Origin of the sequence: Cellulosimicrobium protaetiae, from assembly GCF_009708005.2 — a bacterium.
Lineage (GTDB): Bacteria > Actinomycetota > Actinomycetes > Actinomycetales > Cellulomonadaceae > Cellulosimicrobium > Cellulosimicrobium protaetiae.
In genome coordinates, this window is the sequence record NZ_CP052757.1 from 1,619,964 (window position 1) to 1,644,062 (window position 24,099).

Below are 24,099 nucleotides of genomic sequence, written 5' to 3' on the forward strand. Positions count from 1 at the left end.
AACCGAAGGAAGGTCGCGAGCGTCAGGGACGGCCCAGGGCCCGGTAGGCCCAGCCCGCGTCGCGCCAGACCGTCGGGTCGAGGGCGTTGCGTCCGTCGAGGACCCGCCGGTGCGCGACGTGCTCGCCGAGCGCGCGCGGGTCGAGCTCGCGGTACTCGCGCCACTCGGTGAGCAGGACGACGACGTCGGCCTCCTGCACCGCCTCCTCGACGGTGGCCGCGTACTTCAGCTCGGGGGCTGTGCGCCGGGCGTTCTCGACGGCGCGCGGGTCGGTCACGACGACGTGCGCGCCCTGGAGGTGCATCTGCATCGCGACGTTGAGCGCGGGGGAGTCGCGCGTGTCGTCGCTGTCGGGCTTGAACGCAGCGCCGAGGACGGCGACGTTGCGCCCGACGACCGACCCGCCGCAGACCTCGCGGGCGAGGTCGACCATCCGGACGCGGCGCCGCATGTTGATCGAGTCGACCTCGCGCAGGAACGACAGAGCCTGGTCGACGCCGAGCTCGCCCGCGCGGGCCATGAACGCCCGGATGTCCTTGGGCAGGCAACCGCCGCCGAACCCGAGCCCCGCGTTGAGGAAGCTGCGACCGATGCGCGCGTCGTGGCCGATCGCGTCCGCGAGCACGGTGACGTCGCCGCCTGTGGCCTCGCACAGCTCGGCCATGGCGTTGATGAAGGAGATCTTCGTCGCGAGGAACGAGTTCGCCGCGACCTTGACGAGCTCGGCCGTCGCGAAGTCCGTCACGACCTTCGGTGTGCCGTCGCCGAGGAGGCTCGCGTAGACCTCGTCGAGGACCCGCTCGGGGACATCGTCCGCCGCCGGGTCGAGCCCGTAGACGAGCCGGTCGGGGTGCAACGTGTCCTGGACCGCGTGGCCCTCGCGCAGGAACTCCGGGTTCCACACGAGATGGGCTTCCGGCTGGGCCTCGCGGACGCGTGCGGCCAGCCGTAGGGCCGTCCCCACGGGGACCGTGGACTTGCCGACGACGACGTCGCCCGGCGACAGGTGCGGCAGGAGGGACTCGATCGCGGCGTCGACGTAGCGCAGGTCCGCCGCGTACTCACCCTGCTTCTGGGGCGTGCCCACGCACACGAAGTGGACCCGTGCGCCCCGGACCTGCGAGACGTCGGTGGTGAACGAGAGGCGGCCGCTCGCGAGCTCCTGGCCGAGCAGGTCGGGCAGGTCGGGCTCGAAGAACGGTGCCCGCGCCGCGGTGAGGGACACGACCTTGTCCTCGTCGACGTCGACGCCGACGACGTCGTGGCCGAGCGAGGCCAGGCTGGCTGCGTGCACCGCGCCGAGGTAGCCGCACCCGACGACGGAGATGCGCATCGAGTCCTCCGGTGGGATCGGTCTGAGTGACGGCTCACGCTACTCCGGACCGGCGGTGCGGCACCCCGCCCGGGGAGGGTGAAATGACGGACACGACGCCTCTTCCGCCCGCCGCCGGGGCCCTTCGCGGGTGAACTTCGGCGGACGGTGTCGCCGCACGGGTCCTGGGAGTGGTTCGATGCGCGGGAGGGTGCGTGCGGGGGGTGGCGGTCACGTGGTGTCGCCGCAGTCTCGACGAGCACGCGAGAAGCAGGACGCACGAACATGTCGCAGACCTCTCCCAGGCCCGAACGGAGCGGCATCCCCCGCCGTCGGTGGGCCGTCGCCACGGCCGGGGCGGTGGCCGGCGCGCTCGCGCTGGTCGGCATCGGTACCGCGCTCCCGGGTCTCCCGGGCGGCGCCGGTACCACCCAGCTCACCGACGTCGTCGGCGACGCGGAGGCGGAGAGCGTCGCCATCGGCGGGACGGTGGGCCAGGAGGTCGCCGCGAACTTCGCTCCCGGGGAGTCCGGGCCCGAAGGTCCCGGCGCGACCGCTGCGTCGATGTGGTGGCGCTGGACGGCGCCCGAGTCCGGCCCCATCACGTTCTCGACCCACGGCAGCGAGCTCGACACGCTGCTCACCGTCTACCCGCGGAGCGCGAGGAACGCGCCCGTCGCCACCAACGACGACGAGGGCGACGTCCGGACCTCGTCCGTCACGTTCGACGCCGTCGCGGGCGACGAGTACCTCGTCGAGGTCTCCTCGAAGTCCCCCGACCCGGGCCTGCTGACGCTCTCCTGGCAGCCTCCCGCGCCCGCCGCGGCGGCGGCAGCACCCGAGGCACCGGCCACGACGGCGATCACCTCGACCGGGATCCCGCTCACGGGGAACACCGGTGAGAAGCCGCAGTCGAAGCTGTGGTCCGCGGGCGGCACGTGGTGGGCGGTGCTCGCGTCTGCGAGCGCCTCGCCGGCCGGGACGTGGGTCTGGCGCTACGACGCCGCGGCGCAGACGTGGACGAACGTGAGCCGGATCTCCGAGCGGACCGACGTGCGCGCTGACGTGAAGGTCGTGGGCGACGTCGCCCACGTCCTGCTGCACGGCCCCACGACGACGCTCGTCTCGATCCAGCGCGACGCGGCGACCAACACGTACATGCCCTGGACGCAGCGCACGGTTCCGACCGCCGTCTCCCTGCCGGGCAGCGAGACGGCGACGATCGACGTCGACTCGACGGGCCGCATGTGGGTCGCGTGGGACACGGCGAGCCAGGTGCAGGTCCGGTACAGCGACTCGCCCTACACGGCGTTCTCGTCGCCGGTCACGGTCGCGTCCGGGATCACGGACGACGACATCGCCGTCGTCACCGCCATGCCGGGCAACAAGATCGGCGTCCTGTGGTCCAACCAGAGCACGAAGCGCTTCGGCTTCCGGACGCACGCGGACGGCGCCTCCCCCTCGACCTGGACCGCCGACGAGGTGCCAGCGGCGGGTTCCGCGCTCCCGGTGGGCGGCGGCATGGCGGACGACCACCTCAACGTCGCGCTGTCGGAGGACGGCACGCTCTACGCGGCCGTGAAGACGTCCTACGACTCCTCGAGCCGGCCGGTGATCGGCCTGCTCGTGCGGCACCCGAACGGCACCTGGGACCCGCTCCACGAGGTCGACCGCATCGGGACGCGCGGGATCGTCCTCGTCGACGACGTCACCGACCGTCTGCGCGTCGTCTACACGCGCAGCACGGAGCTGGACGACATCCTCGTCAAGGAGACGTCGCGCCTCGCGCCCGACTTCGACGGAGCGGCCGAGACGGTGCTCGACGGCACGTGGAACAACGCCACCGCGACGAAGTCCAACGTGCCCGGCGAGGTGCTCGTGATGGCGGCGTCGGCCTCGACGGCGCGCGCGGCCCGTCTCGCCTGGACCCCGGCGGGTGCACCTGCCGTGCAGGACTCGACCGTCTCGACGACCGCGGGCGGCTCGGTGAGCGGGACGCTCGCGGCGCAGGCCGCGACCGACGACCCGCTGACGTTCGAGATCGTGACGCCGCCGAGCTCGGGGACGCTCACCGCTCTCAACCCCGCGACCGGGACGTTCACGTACCGCGCCGGGAGCACGAGCGGAGCCGACTCGTTCACGTTCCGCGCGGGCAGTGGCGGGGTCTGGTCGGGCACCGCGACCGTGAGCGTCCGCGTCTCGTCCGCGGACGGGCTCGTCGGTGCGTGGAACCTCGACGAGGGCCAGGGCCTCGTGACCACGGACTCGTCCGGCTGGGGCGGGACCGGTTCCCTCGTCGGCGCGTCGACGTGGGTGCCAGGTGTCGCCGGGTCCGCGGTGCGGTCCGACGGCTCGACCGGCTACGTGCGGGTGCCGGACTCCGCGGCCCTCGACCTGACGACGCGGCTCACCGTGGCCGCGTGGATCCGTCCCGAGCAGCGCGCCACGCAGTACGTGGTGAAGAAGGCGACGCAGGGTGCGACCGACGGCTACGAGCTCGGCCTGGCCTCGGGAGGGAAGCCGTTCCTGAGGCTGAACCACGGGGCGTCGGGCGACACCTTCCGGGTCGAGGCGACGTCGTCGTACCCCACGAACGGGACCTGGATGCACGTCGTGGGGACGTACGACGGGACACGCATGAGGATCTACGTCGACGGCGTCGAGCAGGCGTCCAAGGCAGGGCCGGCGAGCATCGCCGCGAACGCGCTGCCCCTGGGCATCGGCGCCGAGCCCAACGGGTACCGGCCGATGAAGGGCGCGGTCGACGGCGTCCGGCTCTACGACCGGGCGCTGTCCGCGACCGAGGTCGCCGTTCTGTTCCAGGGTGGGTCGACGCAGCCGAACCCGGCGCCCGTCGCCCAGGACCTGGCGGTCTCGACCTCGCTCGGGACCGCGGTCTCGGGCACCTTGGCGGCGACGGTCCCGCAGGGCACGACGCCCCGGTTCGAGGTCGTGTCCCCGCCGGCGCGCGGCACGGTGGCGCTGACCGGTACGACGACGGGGGCGTTCACCTACACCCCGGGGGCTTCGGCGGGTGTCGACACCTTCACCTTCCGCGTCGGAGCCGGTGGGCAGTGGTCCGCCCCGGCCACCGTCCGGGTCTCGGTGACGTCGCCGGACGGCCTCGTCGGCGCGTGGGACCTCGACGAGGGACAGGGGCCGGCGACGGCGGACGCGTCCGGATGGGCGAACGACGGCGCGCTCGTCGGCAACGCGACGTGGGCGACCGGTGTCGTGGGCTCGGCGGTGCGCTCGGACGGTACGACCGGCTACGTCCGCGTGCCCGACGCTCCCGTCCTCGACCTGACCACCCGCATGACCGTGGCAGCCTGGGTCCGCCCGGAGCAGCTCGCGACGCAGTACGTCGTGAAGAAGGCGGCCCAGGGGACGACGGACGGCTACGAGCTGGGTCTGGCGTCGGGCGGCAAGCCGTTCGTCCGCCTGAACCACGCGTCGTCCGGGGACACGTACCGGGTCGACGCGACGTCGACCTACCCGACGGACGGGACGTGGATGCACCTCGTCGGGACGTACGACGGTGCTCGCGTGCGGATCTACGTGAACGGCGTCGAGCAGGCGTCGAAGGCAGGTCCTGCGAGCATCGGCACGAACACGCTCCCGCTCGGCATCGCCGCGGAGTCCAACGGGACGCGACCCACCAAGGGGCGGGTCGACGGCGTCCGCGTCTACGACCGGGCACTCTCGTCCGCCGAGGTCGGGGCGCTCTACTCGGGCGCAGACGAGTCGACGCCAACGCCGGACCCCACACCGACGCCGGACCCGACGCCGACGCCGGACCCCACACCGACGCCGGACCCGACGCCGACGCCGGACCCGACGCCGGATCCCACGCCGACGCCGGATCCCACGCCTGACCCGACGCCGGATCCCACGCCTGACCCGACGCCGGATCCCACGCCTGACCCGACGCCGACCCCGGATCCCACGCCTGACCCCACGCCCGCGCCGCCTGCGGGGGCGATCGGGGTGTGGGCCTTCGACGAGGGACAGGGGACGGTGGCCGCCGACACGTCGCCGAACGGCAGTGCGGCGTCCCTGCGCTCGGGAGCGACATGGGCCACCGGTCTGTCCGGCAGCGCGCTGAGCCTCGACGGCGTGGACGACTACGCGCGCGTGGACGACAAGGCTGCGTTGCGGCTGTCCGGCCCGATGACCGCCTCGGCATGGGTGCGCCCCGAGCAGGTCGGCACGCAGTACGTCGTGAAGAAGGCGGCCCAGGGGGTCACCGACGGCTACGAGCTCGGGCTCGCGTCGTCGGGCAAGGCCTTCCTGCGGTTCAACCACGCGTCGTCCGGTGACACCTTCCGTGTGGACACGACGTCCGCGTACCCGACGGACGGGACGTGGGTGCACCTCGTCGGGACGTTCGACGGGACACGGATGCGCATCTACGTGAACGGCGTGGAGCAGGCGTCCAAGGCCGGACCGGCGAGCATCGGCACGAGCTCGCTGCGACTCGGGATCGGTGCGGAGTCCGACGGCACGCGTCCGATGAAGGGGCGGATCGACGGCGTGCGCCTGTACGACCGCGCTCTGTCCTCCGCCGAGGTCGCGCAGCTGTACGCCGCGCGCGGGCAGTAGGAGAGCGGGGGGCGCCGGCGGCTGCGCGGGTTTCGCGGGGCCGTCGCGGCCGGGTACAGTAGTCAGGTTGCCTCGGCGAGGGACGTCTGACGGCCGGCAGCGCCGCACCGGTGAGCACACCGGCGGCGCGGGACCGTGAGTGTCAGCCAGACCTGTTGGATCTCCGTTATCGACTGGGCGGTCGTCCTCCTGCGCGCCCGTCACACGTCCCGCGCCGACGCAGCCGCCCGTCCGGGTGGCCCTCTCAACCGTCCGGACAGCCGACCGCTCCCCACTGGTGGCCGGCCCGCAACGTTCTTCCAGGAGTGATCCACGTGTCTGAGATCAAGCTCGCCGCCGAGGCCCGCACCGAGTTCGGCAAGGGTGCCGCCCGCCGCGTCCGCCGCGCCGGCAAGATCCCCGCGGTCCTCTACGGCCACGGCACCGACCCGCTGCACGTGACCCTGCCGGGTCACGAGACGATGATGGCGCTCAAGCACTCTAACGCCCTCTTCTCGATCGAGCTCGACGGCAAGTCCCAGCTCGCGATCACCAAGGACGTCCAGCGCGAGCCGGTCCGCAACGTCATCGAGCACGTCGACCTGCTCATCGTGAAGAAGGGCGAGAAGGTCGCCGTCGACGTCCCCGTCGTCGTCACGGGCGAGTCCGCGCCCGGCACCATCCACCTCGTCGACCTGCAGACGCTCGCGATCGAGGCCGAGGCGACGCACCTTCCCGAGTCGATCGAGGTCTCCATCGAGGGCCTCGAGGCCGGCACGCAGGTGCTCGCCGGCGACGTGAAGCTCCCGAAGGGCGCGACGCTCACGGCCGACGCCGAGCTCATCGTCGTCTCCGTCACGGAGCCGCAGGCCGAGGAGCCCGCGGAGGAGGCGGCCGAGGCCGCCGAGGAGGCCGCCCCGGAGGCTGCCGAGGCCGAGTGACCTCGCACTGACCACCGCGCAGCGCCCGGCACCCTCGCGGTGCCGGGCGCTGCGCGTACCCGCCGGGCTCGACCGCGGGGCGGGAGCCGTCCCCGCCGCCCGACGACCGCTCCAGACCACGAAGGACCGTGAATGACCGACCAGCCGTGGCTCGTCGTCGGGCTCGGCAACCCCGGGCCGACGTACGCGGGCAACCGCCACAACCTGGGCCACATGGTGCTCGACGTCCTCGCGGGCCGCGCTGCCGCCCGGTTCGCGCGCCACCCGCGCGCGCAGGCCGCCGTCGCCGAGGCCCGCCTCGGCGTGCTCCCCGGCGGGCGGCCGGGGCCCCGCGTCCTCCTGGCCAAGCCCACGACGTACATGAACGTCTCGGGCGGGCCGGTGGCGGGGCTCGCGAAGTACTACGGGATCGACCCGGACCACGTCGTCGTCGTCCACGACGAGGTCGACATCCCGTTCGGCGCCGTGAAGCTCAAGGTCGGCGGTGGCGAGGGCGGGCACAACGGCCTGCGCGACATCTCCAAGGCGCTCGGCACCAAGGACTACGTCCGGGTGCGTGGTGGCGTCGGGCGCCCGCCCGGCCGCCAGGACACCGCCGACTTCGTGCTCAAGGACTTCAAGGGCACGGAGGCGAAGGAGCTCCCGTTCCTGCTCGACGACGCCGCGGACGCCGTCGAGATGCTGCTCACCGACGGTCTCCTCGCGGCCCAGGGGAAGTACCACACGAAGGCGTAGCGTCGTACGGAGCGGGCCAGGACGCCCGTTTTCACCCGGGTGACGTCGCTTCGTCCCCCCTCGCGCGTGCCGCGCCCCGCCTAGGCTGGGTGCCTGCGTTCGCGAGGGAGGACCGATGACCCACGGTGTCGCGCTCGCGCACGACTACGCGACCCAGCGTGGCGGCGCGGAGCGGGTCGCGCTGCTGCTCGCCGACGCGTTCCCCGGCTCGCCCATGTACACGACGCTGCACGACCCGGCGGGGACGTTCCCCGAGTTCGACGGGCTCGACCTGCGCACGTCCGCGCTCGACCGCGCCGGGCTCCTGCGTCGGCACCACCGGGTCGCGCTGCCGTTCCTCGCGCCCGCCGTGGACCGTCAGCGGGTCGACGCCGACGTGCTCCTCGCGTCCTCCACCGGCTGGGCCCACGGGTACCGCGGCGCACGGCGCACGGTCGTCTACTGCCACGCCCCCGCGCGCTGGCTCTACCAGCGGGACCGCTACCTCGGCCCCGCGGAGGGCTCCACCGCGCACCGCGCCCGCCGGCGTGCCGCAGCGGCGGCGCTCGGCCTCCTGTCGCCGGGCCTGCGCCGGTGGGACGGCGCGGCCGCGCGGCGCGCGGACGTCTACCTCGCCAACTCGACCGTGACGCAGCGCGCGATCCGCGACGCGTACGGCATCGAGGCCGAGGTGCTCGCGCCGCCGCCCGCGATGCTGCCCGACGGCGAGGAGCGCGCGGTCCCGGGCGTGGAGCCCGGGTTCCTCCTGTGCGTCGCGCGGCTGCTGCCGTACAAGAACGTCGACGTCGTCGTCGCGGCGGCGCAGGCGACCGGCCGCGAGCTCGTGGTCGTCGGCGACGGACCCGACCGGGCGCGTCTCGACGCGCAGGCCGCGCGCGGTGGTGGGCGGGTGCACCTGCTCGGCCGGGTCGACGACGCCACGCTGCGCTGGGTCTACCGGAACGCGGCCGCGCTCGTCGCCGCGTCGTACGAGGACTACGGGCTGTCGCCGCTCGAGGCGGGGGCGTTCGGGCGGCCGAGCGTGGTGCTGCGCGACGGCGGCTACCTGGACACCGTCGTGGAGGGCGTCAACGGCGTGTTCTTCGACGCGCCGCGCCCGGAGCTCGTCGCGGACGCCGTCGAGGCCGCGGTGGCGCGCACGTGGGATGATGGCGCCGTGACGGCGCACGTCGCGACCTTCGGCCGCGACCGGTTCGTCGAGCGGCTGCAGGGCGTCGTGGCCGAGCAGCAGCAGGACCGCACCGCGAGCGCGGCACGACCCGGTGGGGGGAGAGCACGGCGATGACGATCAGGGAGTTCGTCCGCACCGTCTGGGCGGGCAAGTACTACGTCCTCGCGGCGGTGCTGGTCGTCGTGGCGGGGGCGCTGTTCTACCTCGACCGTCAGGAGACGATGTACCGCGCGACCGCGACGGTCCAGCTCTACGGCGTGCAGAGCGCGCAGGGCGGGGAGTCGCTCGTCGAGGTGACCGTCATGACGGACCCGGACGACGTCACGTCGTCCGAGGTCGCCCAGGCCGCGGCGACGGCTCTCGGGGACCCCGCCGCGGCCGACGAGCTCGCCGACCTGGTGACGGCGGAGGTTGACGGCGAGACCAGAATGGTCGCCGTGCAGGCGACCACGCCGGACGAGGCGTGGTCCGTGGACGTCGCCAACGCGTTCGCGGAGGCGTACGCCGCGGAGCTCGTGAACATCCAGGCCGCGCAGGTCGCGGAGCTCGAGGCGCGTCGTCAGGCGCTCGCCGAGCAGCTCGGTGGCGTGCGCCAGCGGCTCAACGTCGATGGTGACGACCCCCTCGCGCTCGCCGAGCAGGACATCATCGTGGGCGACTACTCGGCGCTCACCGTGCAGGTCAACTCGCTCCGCGGGATCGCGGTCCCGGGCGAGGTCGTCACGGCCGCGACCGGTGCCGAGGCTCTCGGACTGTCCCGAGCCACGGTCCTCGCCCTCGCGGTCCTCGTCGGGCTGGTCGCCGGGATCGGCCTCGCGTTCGCGCGCCGCGGCCTGGACATCCGCGTCCGCAGCGCGGCGGAGTCCACGCGGCTCACCGAGACCCCGGTCCTGGCCGAGCTGTACGGGACTCGACCCGCCGAGAAGGAGTTCGCGCACACGCACGCGCTCCCGGTCGCGAGCAAGGTCGCGACCCCCTTCACGGAGTCGATCCGCGAGCTGCGCACCGCCGTCCAGGTCTCGACCGCGGGCATGAAGCACGCGGTCGTCGTCGTCACGGCCGCCGACCCGTCGGCGCCCCGGTCGTTCATCACGGCGAACCTCGCGGCGTCGTTCGCGCTGAGCGGCCGGCGCACCGTGGCGCTGTCGGGCGACCTGCGACGCCCGCAGCTCGACCGGATGCTCCCGGCGCCGGACGACTGGCACGGGCTCGAGCAGGAGCTGCGTCCGACCGGTGTGCCGAACCTGCGCGTCATGCCCGTCCCCGAGGAGGAGATGGACCCGGCGGACTTCCTCGCGACGGAGCGGGCCCGGGGCCTCGTCGGGAGCCTGCGCGACCACGCGGAGGTCGTCGTCGTCGATGCGCCCCCCGTGCTCGCGGCCGCCGACGCGACGATCCTCGGCGGCTACGCGAACGGCGTCGTCCTCATCGCGTCCGCGGGCCGGACCGACCGCGCCGTGCTCGCGGAGGCGGCCGAACGGCTGCGCGTGAGCAACGTCCCGCTTCTCGGGATCGCGCTGACCGGCGTCACGGGCGACCGTCGCATGCTCTACGCCTCGACGTACGGCGACGACGAGGCCGTCGGCCCGGCCGACACCGCGTCGGGAGACGAGGAGACGTCGGCGCCGCCGGCCGAGGGTCCTGCTCGCCGACCCTCCGGGTCGGGTCCGCGCCCGGGCGCCGACGAGCCGGCGGAGCCCGGTGGGGTCCGTGCGTCCGGCACCGCGGAGGTGCCAGAGACGGGCGACGGGCAGTCGGTCGGGACGCGCCGCGCGTCCGTCGCCGCCGCGGCGGTCGCGGTCGAGGACGCGTCCGCGCGTGCCGCGGCACCCGTCGGGGCGGGCGACGAGCCCGCGACCGGCCCGGGTTCCCCGTCACCGGGCTCGTCCTCGGGCTCGCCCGCGCGCCCGGCGTCGGCCCCGTCGACCGGCACCGACGCCGGCACCGCGCACGGTCGGCGCACGCCCCAGGGCGGTGGCAGGCGCAACGCGGTCCTCGCCCCGGCCTGGAGCAAGGTCGAGCCGGCCGCCCCGGCCGCGACCGGTGACGAGCCGGAGAACGACGAGCGCAAGCGTCCCTTCCGGTGGTGACCGCCCCGGGCGGTCCGCCGCTCCGGGTCCTCGTCCTCGACCACACGGCGGAGCTCGGCGGTGCCGAGCTCGCGCTCGTCCGCACGTGCGCAGCGCTCGGTCCGGCCGTCGACGTCCGGGTGCTGCTCTTCGCCGACGGGCCGCTGCGCGCTCGGCTGGCCGAGGTCGGGGTGCGGGTCGACGTCGTCCCGCTCGCGTCGTCCGTGGCGACGACCGACCGGGCGAGCGCCGGACGCCTCTCGGCCGCGACGGTCGCGGGGGCCCTGCGCACGCTTCCCTTCCTGTGGCGGCTCTCCCGTCGGGTGCGGGCTCTGCGCCCCGACGTCGTGCACACGACGTCGCTCAAGGCCGACCTCCTGGGGATCGTCCCCGCGGCGGTCGCCCGCCGGCCCCTCGTGTGGCACGTCCACGACCGGATCGCGCCCGACTACCTCCCGGGACCGCTGGTGCGGGTCGTCCGCGCGCTGGCGCGCCGGGCCCCGGCGGCGGTCGTGGCGAACTCCCGTGCGACGGCGGGCACGCTGCCCGCGGTGACCGCCGTCGCGTACCCCGGGTTCGCGCGGGAGCAGGCGGCCGGGGCGGACGCGCCCGCCGCAGCCCGCGCGGACGTGCCCGGGCCGACGGTCGTCATGGTCGGCCGGATCAGCCCGACCAAGGGCCAGCTCGAGGTCGTCCGGGCGCTGCGCGCCGTGGTGGACGCCGTGCCCGCGGCGCGGCTGCGCATCGTCGGCGAGCCCGCCTTCGGCGCCGAGGACTACGCGGCGCTCGTCCGAGCCGAGGTGACCCGGCTCGGGCTCGACGACCACGTCGACCTCGTGGGGTTCGTCGCCGACCCGCGCGCGGAGCTCGACGCCGCCGCCGTGTGCGTGCATGCGTCGCCGGTGCCGGAGCCCTTCGGGCAGGTCGTCGTCGAGGCGATGGTGCGGGGCGTCCCGGTGGTCGCGACGCGTGCGGGCGGGGTCGAGGAGATCCTCGTCGACGCCGAGGACGCCGAGGACGCCGAGGCCGCCGACGAGGGCGACGCGCCGCTCGGACTCCTGGTCCCTCCTGGCGACTCCGACGCCCTCGCGACGGCGGTGCTCGACGTGCTGCGCGACCCGGCGGCGGCCTGCGAGCGCGCGCAGCGGGCCCGTGCGTCGGCACTGCGCCGGTTCCCCGTCGAGCGCACCGCGCGGGTGCTCACGGACGTCTGGACGTCCGTGTCCGGCGGAGCGCGTCGCGCATGAGCGCGGCCTGACCGCGCCAGGTCGGCACGTCCGGCGGGTCGTCGTCGAGGCGGGCCACGCGCGGCGGGGGTGCGTCGTCGAGCGCGGCACGCACCGCGGCGGGGAAGCTGCCGGCGTCCGCGACCCGTACCTGCGGGTCGTCCCGGAACCCGGCGACCGGCGTCGAGACGACGGGGCGCCCGACGGCGCGGTACTCGTACAGCTTGATGGGGTCGAGGCTGTCCGTGAACGCGTCCACGACGTGCGGGACGAGCAGGACGTCCGCGTGGCGCAGGTAGGCGGGGACCGTGGTCCACGGACGTGGCCCGAGGACGACCACACCTGCACGGGCGAGCTCGGCGTGCTCGTGCGGCGCGAGGTCGACGACCGGCCCGACGAGGACGACGCTCGCCCGACCGGCGAGGGCACGCGCGGTCGCGAGCAGCAGCGGCACGTCGAACCGGTCGGGGTGCACGGTCCCGGCGTACAGCGCGACCCGGCCCGCCGGGAGGTCGGCCGGTCGCTCGTGCGCGGCACGGTAGCGGTCGAGGTCGACGCCGTTCGTCACGAGCGTCACGTCGCGCACCGTCCCCTTGCGTGCGACGAGACCCGTCGAGCACACGGTGACCTCCGCGCACCGGTCGAGCAGGGTGGCCTCGTCGTCGACGAGCCGGGCGTGCTCGGCGGGGGACCGGTCGGCGGCGAGCCAGTCGTCGGTGACGTCGTAGAGGGCGGGCCATCCCGTGCGCCGCACGACGGCGGCACCGGACGGGTCGTTGACCCACAGCACGGGGCGGCGCAGCCCGGCGCGGGCGACGGCGCGCTCGACGGACCGGGCGAGGCGCGCGTCCACGTGCGGGTCGACCCTGCGGGGGAGCCACTTGGTCGGCTCGTGGAGGAGCACGCGCCCGGAGGCGATCCCGTCGAGGTCGGGTGCCGCGCGCAGCCCGCGGCCGGGGCGGGGCGTGCTGCGACGGCTGAGCCGGTGCAGCGGGTCGGCCGCGGGCTCGACGAACAGCACCCGGGCCGTCGGGTCGGCGCGGCACAGCTCCGCCACGAGGTACTGGTTGCGGCGCCACACGTCGTCCCAGCGCTCGAGCGACAGGAAGACGACGTCGCCGACGGCCGCCGCGCTCTCGCCGCGCGTCACGTGAGCACCGCGCGGTAGACGGCGTCCGTCCCGGCGACCTGGGCCGCGGGCGTGAACCTCTCGCGCTGCGCGGCGCGGCCGGCGGCGGCGCACGCGTCACGGCGTGCGGGGTCCGCCGCGAGGGTGGCCAGGGCCTGGCCGGCGGCCCCCGGGTCGAGCGCCGGGTAGAGCGTGAGCGGGTCGATCCCGGCCAGCGTCTCGCGGTGCCCGCCCGCAGCGGAGGCCACCACCGGGAGCCCGCTCGCCATCGCCTCCAGGACGCTCAGGCCGAGCCCCTCGACCGGGCACGGCGCGACGAGCAGCCCTGCCCGGTCCAGGAGCGCGTCGACGTCGTCGCGCGCCCCGAGGAACGACGTGGCGTCGCCGATGCCGAGCGACCGGGCGAGGTCCTCGAGCGCCGCGCGCTGCGCGCCGTCGCCCGCGACCTCGAGGCGCCACCCCCGGGCGGAGAGCCCGGACGCGGCGAACGCCTCGAGCGCGAGGTCGGTGCGCTTCTCCGTCTCGAGCCGCTGGACGACGAGCACGACGTCGTCGCGCTCGGCGGCGGCGCGGCCGTCGGGACGGTCCGCCACGCCCGGGTGCACCACCACGCACTCACCCTCGACGTGCTCGGCGACGTACCGGCTGATGGCGACCTGCGCGCGGACCGACGACGCGGCGACCACCGCGACGAGCCGTCCCCGGGCGCCGGTACCGCGGCGCCGCGCGAAGTGGCGCGTCGAGACGACCGGGGGGAACGCGCGCGTCGTCCGGGCCGCGACCGCCGCCGCGATCTCCGCCGCCGTCATGTGCACGTGCACGACGTCCGCCGTCGCGCCGTGGCGGCGGAGCGCGCGCACGACGTCCCCCGTCGAGGCGGCGGGCAGGAGCGGCACGGTCGGGTCGTCGACGGTCGCCGACATCCCGGCCGGCGCGCCGCCCACGACGGCCACGTCGTGCCCGGCGGCGGACTGCGCGCGCGCGAGCCGGGCGACGTGCCGCTCGACGCCGGCGAAGCCGTCGGACCGGACGGCGTGCAGGATCCTCACGGGCGGTCCTCCGATCGTGCGGCGACGAGCGCCGCCGCGAGGTCGAGGTAGCGACGCGCGACCGCGTCCCAGTCGTGCCGCTCGGCGGTGGCGCGGGCGGCGAGCGCGACGGCGCGGCGCGCCTCGTCGTCGAGCGCCGCGACGGCGGCGATCCCCGCGCGGACCCCGTCGACGGACCGGTCGACGAGCCAGCCGTTCCGGCCGTCGTCGACGACGTCGGGCGCGTAGCCGACGGGGGTCGCGACGACCGGCACCCCGCACGCGAGCGCCTCGAGGACGACGAGCGCGTTCGCCTCGTACGCGCTCGGCAGGGCGAGGGCGTCGGCCGCGCGGAGCCAGGGCCGCGGGTCGGGCACGCGGCCGGCGAGGTGCACGCGGTCGGCGGACCCGAGCCGGGTGACCCGCGCCCGGACGTCGGCGAGCATGTCGGGCGTCCCGCCGACCACGCTGACGTGGACCCGGGGCAGGTCCGCGGCGGCGGCGAGCAGGAGGTCGAGCCCCTTGCGGTCGAACTCGTGCCCGACGAAGACGACGTGGACGGCCCCCTCGGGGATCCCGACCGCGGCACGGGCCGCCGCGCGCTCGTCGGGAGTCGGCGGGAAGAAGCGGTCCACGTCGACCCCGTTTCCGATGACGACGGCGCGTGCCCGCAGCCGCGGGTAGGTGGCGCGCAGCGCGTCGCGCTCGGACCGTGTGAGGTTGACGACCACGCGGTGGGCCCGGCCGCGGTACCGGACGGCGTCGCGCGCCGCCGTGAAGAGGTGCAGGGGGTTGCGGACCATGCGCCACGCGTACCCGCCGCGCGCCCGCATCGCGACCCGCAGGATGCCGTGGTTGACGTACACGTCGCCCGCGAGGACGTCGTTGTGGCAGATCGCGACGACGGCGTCGCCCGCCCCCTGGGGTGCTCGGCGCTCGCGGGCGACCCGGCGTCGCGCGAGGGCCGTCCCCACGGTGGAGAACCACACGACCCGCGCGAGGAGCACGAGCCGCCCCCGGACGCCCGGCCCGGGCTCGGGGAGCCACGCCCCCCGCGCGTCGGCGAGCGTGAAGCGCGCGGTCTCGACGCCCGCCCGCTCGAACGCCTCCTCGAGGTGGTGCGCGACGCCGCCCACGCCGCTGCCGGGCGCGATCTCCGGCGCGATCTGCAGGATCCGCAGGTCTGTCATCGTTCGGCCATCTCCCGGACGGATCGCAGCTCGTCGAGAGGGAGCTCTCGACCGGTCTCGTCCCGCAGGTTCTGCCGGGACTCGGCGTACGCCTCCGCGCCGAGGCACACGCCGACGATGACGAACGGCACGGTCACCTGGACGGAGACCCAGAACAGGTCGAACTGGCCCTGGACGAAGCGCATCATGAGCATCGAGAACGCGAGCGTGCCGAAGCGCGGGTTGATGCGCCAGAGCACGACCATGCCCCCGAGGAACAGCGCGAGGAAGCCGACGAGACCGACGATCCCGGCGGACGTCAGCACCTCGAGCTCGACGTTGGGCGGCTGGAAGACGAACTCCGTGACGCCCGCCGTCCACCAGCGCAGCCCCATCCCGACCCACGGGCTGCGCTGCCAGACGTCGATCGAGTCCGCGTACCAGGTGAGGCGCTGGTTCGCGGAGTTGAACTCGTTGCCGGACTCGAGCTGCTCCTGCACGGCGAGCACGACGAAGTAGACGGCCGGGACGGCGGCGAGCAGGATGAGCTTGGACCGCTTGCGGTCGGGGTCGCCCCGCAGCGTGATGAGCATGATGCCGATCGCGAGCCCGATGAGGGCCTGGCGGGCCTGGGCCGCGAGCACCCCGAGCGAGCACAGCCAGAACGCGCCGAGCGAGAACCACCGCGGCCAGCCGACCCACCACGGTCGCGCGTACGCGGTGAGCGCCGCGAAAGCGAGCACGCACCCGATGAAGTTCTTGTGCATCGCGATCGGCGAGTCGATGTAGACCGGGCCCGAGATGCCCGCGGCGAGCTGCTGGAGCGCGACGACGCACGTCTGCGCGGCGATCGCGAGGCAGGGCACGAGGAAGAGGGTCAGCCCGAGCCGTGCGCGCCCGGACCGCCCGACGGCCCAGCCGAGCACGAGCGCCCCGGCGACCGAGAGCCACGCGTGGAACCACTCCACGACGTTCGCGCTGAACGGGTTGACGATCACGGTGAAGAGCGTCGCGACCTGGTACACGAGCGACAGCCACAGCATGGCCCGCATCGGCCGGGAGAACGGACGTGGCGAGAAGAAGAGCGCGAACCAGAACGCGCCGAAGAGCGCGAAGTCGCTCAGCGAGAGGTCGACGCCGCCGCCGCCGACGCGCTGGACGACGACGAGCGCGGGCATCGCGAGGATCGGGAGCGCGACGGGCTCGTAGGCCGTGAGCCCGACGATCAGCACGAGCAGGGCGCCCCCGACGGCGGCCGTCTGCAGCGCGGGCACCACGAACCCGAGCACCGCGAGGAGCGCGACCACGATCGCGCCACCCGCCACCCAGCCCGCCACGGTCCGCGTCCGCGCGAGCGCGGCCCCCCGCACGCGCGGCGCGCGGTAGAGGACGGGGCGTCGCCGGGGCAGGCGGACGGCGGGCAGGTTCACAGGGCGGACTCCGCCCGCACCGGACCGGTGAGGTAGAGCCGCAGGCGGCGCCGGGCGCTCGCCCGGCCCTCGCCCGTCAGCGCGACGGAACGCACGGCCGCGCCGAGCACGGCGCCGACGCGCGCGACCGCCCACCCGGCGCGGCCGTGGTGCTTGCGCAGGTAGCGCTCCTGCGAGGCGTGGAAGTGCGTCTCGCGCCGGGTCGGGTCGGTGCTGGTCGCGCCACCGAGGTGCGTCGCGCGCGCCTCCGGCACGACGGCGTGCCGCCAGCCGGCCCGGACGGCGCGGTACGCCCAGTCGGTCTCCTCCGCGTAGAGGAAGAACCGCTCGTCGAGGCCGCCGAGCTCCTCGACCGCGGCGGCGTCGAGCAGCAGCACCGACCCGATGACGAACGAGCGGTCCGCCGGGGTCCGTCGCAGCCGCGCGAGGCCGACGGCCTCGATCCACGTGGCCGCGGGCGAGGGGAACGGCCACACGACCCGGGCGGGCGTCCCCTCGTCGTCGACCTGCTGCGGCCCCACGCTCGCGACCCGGGGGGACGCGTGCAGCGCTCGGTGCAGGGTCTCGACGTCCTCGGGCGTCACGACGGCGTCCGGGTTGAGCAGCAGGACGTCGGCCCCCGGCGCCTGCCGGTGGGCGAGCGCGTGGTTCACGCCGGCGGCGAAGCCCCCGTTGCGCCCGGGGTCGAGGTAGCGACCCCCGGCCAGCTCGGTGATCTCCCGGATCTCGGGCAGCGACGAGTTGTCCACGACCGTGATCGGGTACTTCCCGGCGAGCGGGGCGAGCGCGTCGCGCACCATGGCGGGCGACCCGTAGGCGACGACCACGACCTCGGGCGGCGTGGACGCCGACGCGCCGCGCGGCGCCGTCGTGGGGGTGGTTGGTGCCGCGCCCCCGGAGACGGCGGTGGTGTACAGGTCCTCGTAGCGGCGGGCGACCTCGGCCCAGGAGCACGACGCCGCACGGTCCGCCGCCGCGGCGCGCAGCCGGTCGGCGAGGCCGTCCTCGTCCAGGACGCGCACGAGGGCGGCGCGGAGCGCGTCGGGGTCGTCGGGCGGCACGAGCAGGCCGGCACCGCCCACGACGTCGGGCAGCGCGCCCGTCCGGCTCGCGACCACGGGGACGCCGCACGCCATCGCCTCGACCGCGACCCGGCCGAACTGCTCGACCCAGCCCGGCGTCTCGCGCGACGGGACGGCGAGCGCGTCGAGGTCGCGGTAGAAGGCGACGAGGTCGTCGCCGTCGAGCGCGCCCACGAACCGCACCCGGTCCCCGAGCGGGCGGGCGGCCCGTTCGAGGGAGGCGCGGTCCGGACCCTCCCCGGCGAGGACGAGGTCGAGCCGGTCGTCGGCCGCGACCGCGGCGAGGAGCGCGTCGACGCCCTTGTGGGACGCGAGCCGCCCGGCGTACCCGACGCGGAGTCGCCTCGGGGTGCGACCCGTGCTGGGTCCCGGGGGGACGGCGTCGGGTGCGGGGGAGAAGACCGCCGGGTCCACGCCCAGCGGGACGGTCTCGACGCGGCCGCGTGCGCCCTTGGCGCGCACGATCCGCCCGGCCTCGTCGTTGCAGACCGACACCGCGGCCGCGCCGCGGAGCGCGCGCGCCTCGAACCACCGGAACGGCCACGGGTAGCGCTTGGCGAGGTTCTGCGCGGAGTACAGGACGTAGGGCGGGGCCGGGCGGCGACCGAGGAGAGCACGCAGGCGGCGCAGGGCCAGGACCTCCGCCGTCGCGAGCGCGAACGGCTCCTCGTGCAGGTCGAGGACGTCCCAGTCCTGGCCGAGCGCGCGCCACAGGGGGACGGGGTCGTAGACGAAGAGCGCCGGGTGCGTCCCGAACGTCCGCACCCCCCGCACCGGCTCGCCCGGGCGCGGCACGAGCGGGACCGTCGTGCCGCCCTCGTCCCACGCGCGCGCGGACAGGAGCCGCACGTCGAGGCCACGCGCCCGGAGCGCGCGCTCGCGCTCGCGCCAGGCGTCGACGACGGCGCTGTGCGAGACGCGGAGGACCTTCATGTGGGAGATTGTCCCCCAGCGGAGGGCGGATCCCGCGGGATTCTGCCGATTTCACCCCGTCCGTCCGGTGCCGTCGTCCCGACCCCGGGAGGCGCCGGGCCGGACCGACGACCCAGGAGGAGCCAGGTGAGCGACGCACCCCGGGCGGGCGGCCCGCGCGCCGCGTACCCGCGCGTCAGCGTCGTCCTCGCGACCAACCGCGGCGGCCCGTTCCTCGCCGAGGCCCTGGCCTCGGCCCTCGCCCAGTCCCTGCCCGCGGCCGAGCTCGTGGTCGTCGACGACGGCTCGCCCGACCCCGCGACGCTCCGCGGGATCGTCGAGGCGGTCCCGGTCCCGGACGGCGCCCCCCGCCCGCGGCTCGTGCGGCGCGCGCCGTCCGGGGTGTCGGCGTCGCGCAACGCCGGGGTCAGCGAGACGACGGGCGAGCTCGTCGCGTTCCTCGACGACGACGACCGCTGGCACCCCGACCGGCTCCGCCGCCACGTCGAGGCCATGGTCGAGCAGCCCGGGACCGTCGTGAGCTACTGCGCGATGCGGACCGTCGACGCCGACGGCGCGGAGCTCGTCGCGGCGGACCAGCGCGCCGCGCACGACCGGCGGGACGTCATCCGTGGGCCCGGCGTCATGCTCCCCAACCTCGTCGTCCGGCGCGAGACGTTCGACGCCGTCGGCGGGTTCGACCCGGCGTACCGGCAGGGCGAGGACCTCGACCTCGTGCTCAAGGCCGCGGCCCTCGGACCCTTCGTGTTCGTCGACGACGTGCTCGTCGACTACCGCCACCACGCGTCGAACACCACCCGGTCGTACCGCGACCTGGCCACGAGCATCCGGAGGATCCTGCGCCGGCACCGCGACTCGGCCGTCGCAGCGGGTCGTCGCGACCTCGTCGACGCCTACGACGACCGCCTGCGCGCCAACGACCGGTTCGCCTGGTGGAGCGCGGGACGCGCGGCGCGTGCTGCCTGGCGGGATCGTCGAGTCACGGCTGTGATCGCGGACGCCGCCTGGGTCGCGGCCTTCGCTCCGACGGCACCGGTCGCACGGACGGCGGGGCGTGTCCGGGCACGGTGGCGGTCGCGAGGCGGGCCCGCTGGTTGAGTTCGCGGTCGGCGGGAACTGGTGGAAAGCCGCTCCCTCCGTTCGCCGGTCACGGTGACGGCCGACCGCGTCACCCGCGCCCGGAGGAGCGCGACCCCGCGGAGGTCATCGTTCGCAGCGACGGAGGATCTCCTCGACGACGCCGGCGGCCAGCAGCGACGCGTCCTGCGCTCGCGTGGTGTCGACGACCAGACCGTCCGGACCCCGGGCGGCGGCGATCCGGCGGTTCCAGCGCGAACGGAAGACGTGGTTGGCGAGAAGCTCTTCGTCGGTACGGCCCCGGGCGTGAGGCCGACCGTTCGAGCGCATGCGGTCGAGGCGAACCGGGAAGCTGCACACGACGTTCACGGCCAGGTCCGGCGAGGGCATCGACCGGTAGAGCAGATCCGGTCGTCGCGAGCCCTCGGCGAGGGTCGCGTACCGCTTCAGGGGTCCCTCGTCGAGGAGGACGATCTGTCCCGCACCGACGTGCGCGTGCAGCTCCCGCGCCTTGGCGATGACGTAGGCGAACGCGCGAGCACGGGGACTCAGCGCAACTCGTGGATTGACGAGCGCCCAGAGGAGGAAGTCGACGTTCGTGTAGCCCGCCGCGACAGCGCGTGCCCGATCGAGCGAACGATCTCCCGGGTCGATGTCGACGAGACGGAACTCGTCCGCCCGCACCTGGAGCGCGCTCACGATGCCGGCGACGAGCGTGGACTTCCCGGCGCAGGAGAGCCCGAAGATCTCGACGACCTGGTGGGACCCGCCTCGCTCCGTCGTGCGGCCCGACCGGACACCGCGGCACGGCTTCGTCATGAGGACCGGCCCGCAGACCGTGCCCGCCACCGTGCCCAGAGCGTGTAGCGCCACAGGATCGTGCCCTTGGCGCCCCGTGCGGCACCGTAGGCGCGTCGCGCGAGCCCCGTCGCCCGCACGCGAGGCACGCCGACGAGGCTCCGAGCACGATGACGCCGGCGGTGCGAGCGCTGCTCCTGCTCCGAGCCGTCGAGCAGCACCGCGAGCGGCATCCCCGTGTACGGCAGCCAGCGCTTGTCGTACGACATGTCGCCGACAGGGCGGTCCGGTGCGAAGCCAGGCGCCACGTCGACGAAGGTCGCGCTCCGCTCGAGCGGCGGCGGGTCGCCCTCGTAGCGGTACATGAACTCGAAGTCGACGATCCGGAGACCGAGCGCACGGTCGACGACGAAGTTCTGGGGCTTCGCGTCGACGAGGTCGTACCCGAGCTCGTGGAGACGGCGGAGCACCACGACCATCTGGCGCAGGACCGGGAGCGGGACGAGACGCGGGCTCCTCGGCGTGTCGAGAGGACCGAGGACGTCGTCGTAGAACGGGCACGTGAACCAGTTCGGCCCGGAGTCCAGGACGGGCGGGACAGCGTCCACGAGGCCGGAGAGCTCGCGCATCGCCCAGACCTCGCGCTCCATGAAGCGCAGGAAACCGCGGGCGAACGTCTTGCGCACGACGGGGCCGTCCGAGCCGGCGACGATCTCGACGCGGGCTCGCCGCCCGCGGCTCAGCGTCCGGAGCACCGAGACGTCGGTCCGGAGCTCCGCGCGGCGCTCGTCCACGTCGGCACGGATCCTCTCCACGGCGTCCGGGACCGCGACCTCGAGGTACTCCCAGGCCTCCTCCTCGTTGTCGGACGAGTGGATCGGGTTGAACGCACCGTCGCCGTCGGTCCGCGCCTCGATCGCGCGCCGGACCCGTTGCTTCGCGACGACCACCTCGGCGTTGGTGAGGTGCGGGTAGCGGCCCTGGAGGTCGGGGCCGGGCGGGTCGGGGTCGTGGTGGAGCGCGGCGACGACGACGACCGGGTCCCCACCGCTCACCGGGAACGGCCCCTGCCCCCAGTTGCCGCCGCGCAGGCTCCGCGCCGTGCGGGCGCGCGCCTCGTCGTCCAGCTCGATCACCTCGACGACGTCGAACCCGACGTGCTCGAGCTCGTCCAGGACGTCCGCCGTCGGCAGCGTGGCGAGCGTGCGTCGGCGGACGAGGAAGACGGTGAGCTCCGAGTCCTCGCGCGGGACACCCGTGCTCGTGCCGAGAGCCGCCTCGATCCACGGGTTGGAGGGCGCGAAGCGACGCAGCGCGTCCAACGGCGGCCGCCAGCCCACCGCGGCGAGGTAGTCGTCGACGTCCTCGAGCGTGCGCATCGTGGAGGCGCCGAGGGGCGCGGCCAGCCGGGCGACCTCCGCCGGGTAGTCGTGCTCGGGGTCCGGGTCCGTGCGGCCCAGGAGCACGGAGGGGAACCCAGAGGACGGACCCTTGTGGTAGACGGCGTGGTAGGCGAGCGAACGCAGGTGGTCCTCCGGGGCCGGCACGAGGAACCCGCTCGTGTGCACCACCGCCCGGTCGAGGAGCCCCGTCGCGAGCGGGGGAGGGTAGTAGGCCGCGCCCTGGAAGTCCGAGTGGTCCAGCCCGGAGGCGCTGTAGAGGTCGACGGGCAGGACCCCGGGCTCCGACTCGAGGAGAGCGCGGAGCGCGTCGGTGTCGTCGTCCGCGACGAGGACGTCGAGGTCCTCTCCCGGCGCGATGTCGGGCAACGTCTCGAACCAGCGGAGCACGGCATACCGCAGCCCCGCCTCCTTGAGGCGCTCCGCCAGGCCGGCGGGCCCCCAGACGGGGGAGAAGTAGGTCCGCGGCGCGGGCTCGCGATGCTGCGGGACCTCGTAGACGTCGAGGCGGATCCCGTCGCACACGACGTGGCCCTGGTCACGGAGCCGCCCGATCGTCCGGCCCGCGAGCGCGGCGGCCCGGCGCTCGACGTCTTGCGCGCCGGTGCTCCGCTCGACGACGACCTGGCCGACGTGGTGGAGGTCGCGGTGCGCCCACAGGGCCCGTGCCCACCGACCACGGAGGACGAGCACGTCGGTGCTGTTGCGGATCGCCTGGTCAGGCGACGTCAGCGGGTGGACGCGGTGCGCGAGGTCGTCGCCGACGTCCGAGCGGACCGCCGCCAGGTGCTCGGGCGGGACGAGCCCCAGGTAGCGGCTGGTGAGCCCGGACCGTTCGAGGGCACGCGCGAGCACCCCGTCCGTGGCCCCGATCTCGAGGACACGCGCACCGGGTGGCACGACAGACGCGAGATCCACACGGCGACCCTATGGCAACGGAAACCGTGCACGAGCCGCTCATCCGGAATTCACCCGGGCGACATCGGGACGTGCGCGTCGGTGTCGCCCGGACGGCGGGTCCGAGCGACCCGGGCCCCGCTATGCTCGGCGGGTCGTGGACGACCCCGCGATCCCGGACGAGGAGAGGCGCATGGAGGACGCTCCCCGTCGGGCTGACGACCTGCCGAGAGTCACGGTCATCATCCCGGTGTACAACGACGTCGAGCGTCTGAGGCTGTGCCTCGACGCCCTCGCTCAGCAGGACTACCCGGCCGACCGGCTGGACGTCGTCGTGGTCGACAACGCGTCGACCGTCGACCTGCGCCCGGCGCTCCCCGACGACGACCGGTTCGTCATGGTCCGTGAGCTGCGGAAGGGGTCGTACGCGGCACGCAACGCCGGGCTCGAGGTCGCGACGGGCGAGGTGCTCGCCTTCACGGACGCGGACTGTCGACCCTGGCGGGACTGGCTGAGCACCGCGGTCGCCATGCTGAAGGCGCCCGGCGCACCCGACGCGGTCGGCGGACGGATCCGGCTGGTGTTCCGGGACGGCCCGGAGCCCACGACGGGACCCGAGCTGTACGAGTCGGTCCACGGGTTCGACCAGGAGCGCTTCGTCACGACGTTCCACTTCGCCGCGACCGCGAACCTCGTCGCGACGTCCGAGGCGGTCCGCGGCGTCGGTGGCTTCGACCCGGCGCTCCAGTCCGGAGGGGACGACGACTTCGGTCACCGGTTGGCAGCGAGCGGCCGCCGCCTCGCCTACGCGCCGGACGCGGTCGTCGACCACCCCTCCCGGCCGTCGTGGTCGGAGCTCACCACCAAGTCGGTCCGCATCGCCAAGGGGATGGCGGACCTCAGCGCGTCGGGACCGTTGCGGGAGGCCGGGCGTGCCGCGGTGGGCGAGCTTCGTGCCGGGACGTCCGTCTGGCTGACCATCTGGCGCAAGCCGTGGCCGACGACGCCGCGGGGAAGGGCCGGCTACGCCGCGGCACTGAGCTGGGTGAGCGTCATCCGGCTGGCGACCTGGACGCCGCGGCTGGTCCGTCGGTCCCTGCGCCGCGGCTGACGGTCACGCC

At 74.9% G+C, this 24,099-nt stretch carries 16 protein-coding genes; 8 read left to right on the forward strand and 8 right to left on the reverse strand.

Annotated elements, in window-relative coordinates:
- Positions 1-22: 22 nt before the first annotated feature.
- Positions 23-1,333, reverse strand: a complete 1,311-nt coding sequence (locus FIC82_RS06915; RefSeq protein ID WP_154798044.1) for a UDP-glucose dehydrogenase family protein — start codon at positions 1,331-1,333, stop codon at positions 23-25.
- Positions 1,334-1,597: 264 nt separating this feature from the next.
- Between FIC82_RS06915 and FIC82_RS06920 the strand changes: the two genes are divergently transcribed.
- From FIC82_RS06920 to FIC82_RS06945, 6 genes are all read left to right on the forward strand, one after another.
- Positions 1,598-5,914: a LamG-like jellyroll fold domain-containing protein gene (locus FIC82_RS06920; protein ID WP_154798045.1), complete on the forward strand. Its 4,317-nt coding sequence runs from the start codon at positions 1,598-1,600 to the stop codon at positions 5,912-5,914.
- A gap of 314 nt (positions 5,915-6,228) precedes the next feature.
- Complete coding sequence (locus FIC82_RS06925; RefSeq protein WP_168731573.1) at positions 6,229-6,834, forward strand: 50S ribosomal protein L25/general stress protein Ctc; 606 nt, start codon at positions 6,229-6,231, stop codon at positions 6,832-6,834.
- A 132-nt stretch (positions 6,835-6,966) separates the two neighbouring features.
- Entirely contained in the window at positions 6,967-7,569 is a 603-nt protein-coding gene (pth, locus tag FIC82_RS06930) for an aminoacyl-tRNA hydrolase (RefSeq protein WP_154798046.1), read from the forward strand.
- A gap of 115 nt (positions 7,570-7,684) precedes the next feature.
- On the forward strand, positions 7,685-8,854 hold the full coding sequence (locus FIC82_RS06935) for a glycosyltransferase (RefSeq protein ID WP_154798047.1): 1,170 nt from the start codon (positions 7,685-7,687) through the stop codon (positions 8,852-8,854).
- Positions 8,851-10,830, forward strand: a complete 1,980-nt coding sequence (locus FIC82_RS06940) for a polysaccharide biosynthesis tyrosine autokinase (protein ID WP_154798048.1) — start codon at positions 8,851-8,853, stop codon at positions 10,828-10,830. Before FIC82_RS06935 ends, FIC82_RS06940 begins: the two co-directional genes overlap by 4 nt.
- Entirely contained in the window at positions 10,827-12,056 is a 1,230-nt protein-coding gene (locus tag FIC82_RS06945; protein WP_154798049.1) for a glycosyltransferase family 4 protein, read from the forward strand. Before FIC82_RS06940 ends, FIC82_RS06945 begins: the two co-directional genes overlap by 4 nt.
- Here the strand turns inward: FIC82_RS06945 and FIC82_RS06950 are convergent.
- Genes FIC82_RS06950 through FIC82_RS06970 form a run of 5 tightly spaced genes read right to left on the reverse strand, consistent with a single transcriptional unit; the run spans position 12,010 to position 18,806 of the window.
- Positions 12,010-13,185: a glycosyltransferase gene (locus tag FIC82_RS06950; protein WP_168731574.1), complete on the reverse strand. Its 1,176-nt coding sequence runs from the start codon at positions 13,183-13,185 to the stop codon at positions 12,010-12,012. The two genes, FIC82_RS06945 and FIC82_RS06950, sit on opposite strands and share 47 nt — an antisense overlap.
- Positions 13,182-14,213 (reverse strand): glycosyltransferase family 4 protein, encoded by a 1,032-nt coding sequence (locus tag FIC82_RS06955; RefSeq protein ID WP_168731575.1) that lies wholly within the window; start codon positions 14,211-14,213, stop codon positions 13,182-13,184. Before FIC82_RS06955 ends, FIC82_RS06950 begins: the two co-directional genes overlap by 4 nt.
- Complete coding sequence (locus tag FIC82_RS06960; RefSeq protein ID WP_154798051.1) at positions 14,210-15,382, reverse strand: glycosyltransferase family 4 protein; 1,173 nt, start codon at positions 15,380-15,382, stop codon at positions 14,210-14,212. The genes FIC82_RS06955 and FIC82_RS06960 overlap by 4 nt, the downstream gene beginning before the upstream one ends.
- Entirely contained in the window at positions 15,379-16,791 is a 1,413-nt protein-coding gene (locus FIC82_RS06965; RefSeq protein ID WP_154798052.1) for an O-antigen ligase family protein, read from the reverse strand. Before FIC82_RS06965 ends, FIC82_RS06960 begins: the two co-directional genes overlap by 4 nt.
- On the reverse strand, positions 16,788-18,806 hold the full coding sequence (locus FIC82_RS06970; protein ID WP_154798053.1) for a glycosyltransferase: 2,019 nt from the start codon (positions 18,804-18,806) through the stop codon (positions 16,788-16,790). The genes FIC82_RS06965 and FIC82_RS06970 overlap by 4 nt, the downstream gene beginning before the upstream one ends.
- 126 nt (positions 18,807-18,932) lie before the next feature.
- Between FIC82_RS06970 and FIC82_RS06975 the strand changes: the two genes are divergently transcribed.
- A complete protein-coding gene (locus tag FIC82_RS06975) occupies positions 18,933-19,904 on the forward strand; it encodes a glycosyltransferase family 2 protein (RefSeq protein ID WP_168731576.1) in 972 nt (323 codons plus the stop codon).
- Between the two features lie 105 nt (positions 19,905-20,009).
- On the opposite strand, the gene FIC82_RS06980 is transcribed toward FIC82_RS06975, so the two are convergent.
- Both FIC82_RS06980 and FIC82_RS06985 read right to left on the reverse strand, forming a co-directional pair.
- Entirely contained in the window at positions 20,010-20,702 is a 693-nt protein-coding gene (locus FIC82_RS06980; RefSeq protein ID WP_168731577.1) for a hypothetical protein, read from the reverse strand.
- The gene (locus FIC82_RS06985; RefSeq protein WP_154798056.1) at positions 20,699-22,999 is read right to left on the reverse strand and encodes a hypothetical protein; all 2,301 of its coding nucleotides are present in this window, start codon (positions 22,997-22,999) and stop codon (positions 20,699-20,701) included. Before FIC82_RS06985 ends, FIC82_RS06980 begins: the two co-directional genes overlap by 4 nt.
- A 172-nt stretch (positions 23,000-23,171) precedes the next feature.
- Here FIC82_RS06985 and FIC82_RS06990 point away from each other — a divergent pair, with 172 nt between their 5' ends.
- Positions 23,172-24,089 carry a glycosyltransferase family 2 protein gene (locus tag FIC82_RS06990; protein WP_154798057.1) on the forward strand — a complete coding sequence of 306 codons (918 nt, stop codon included), beginning with the start codon at positions 23,172-23,174 and terminating at the stop codon, positions 24,087-24,089.
- The last annotated feature ends 10 nt before the right edge of the window (positions 24,090-24,099 follow it).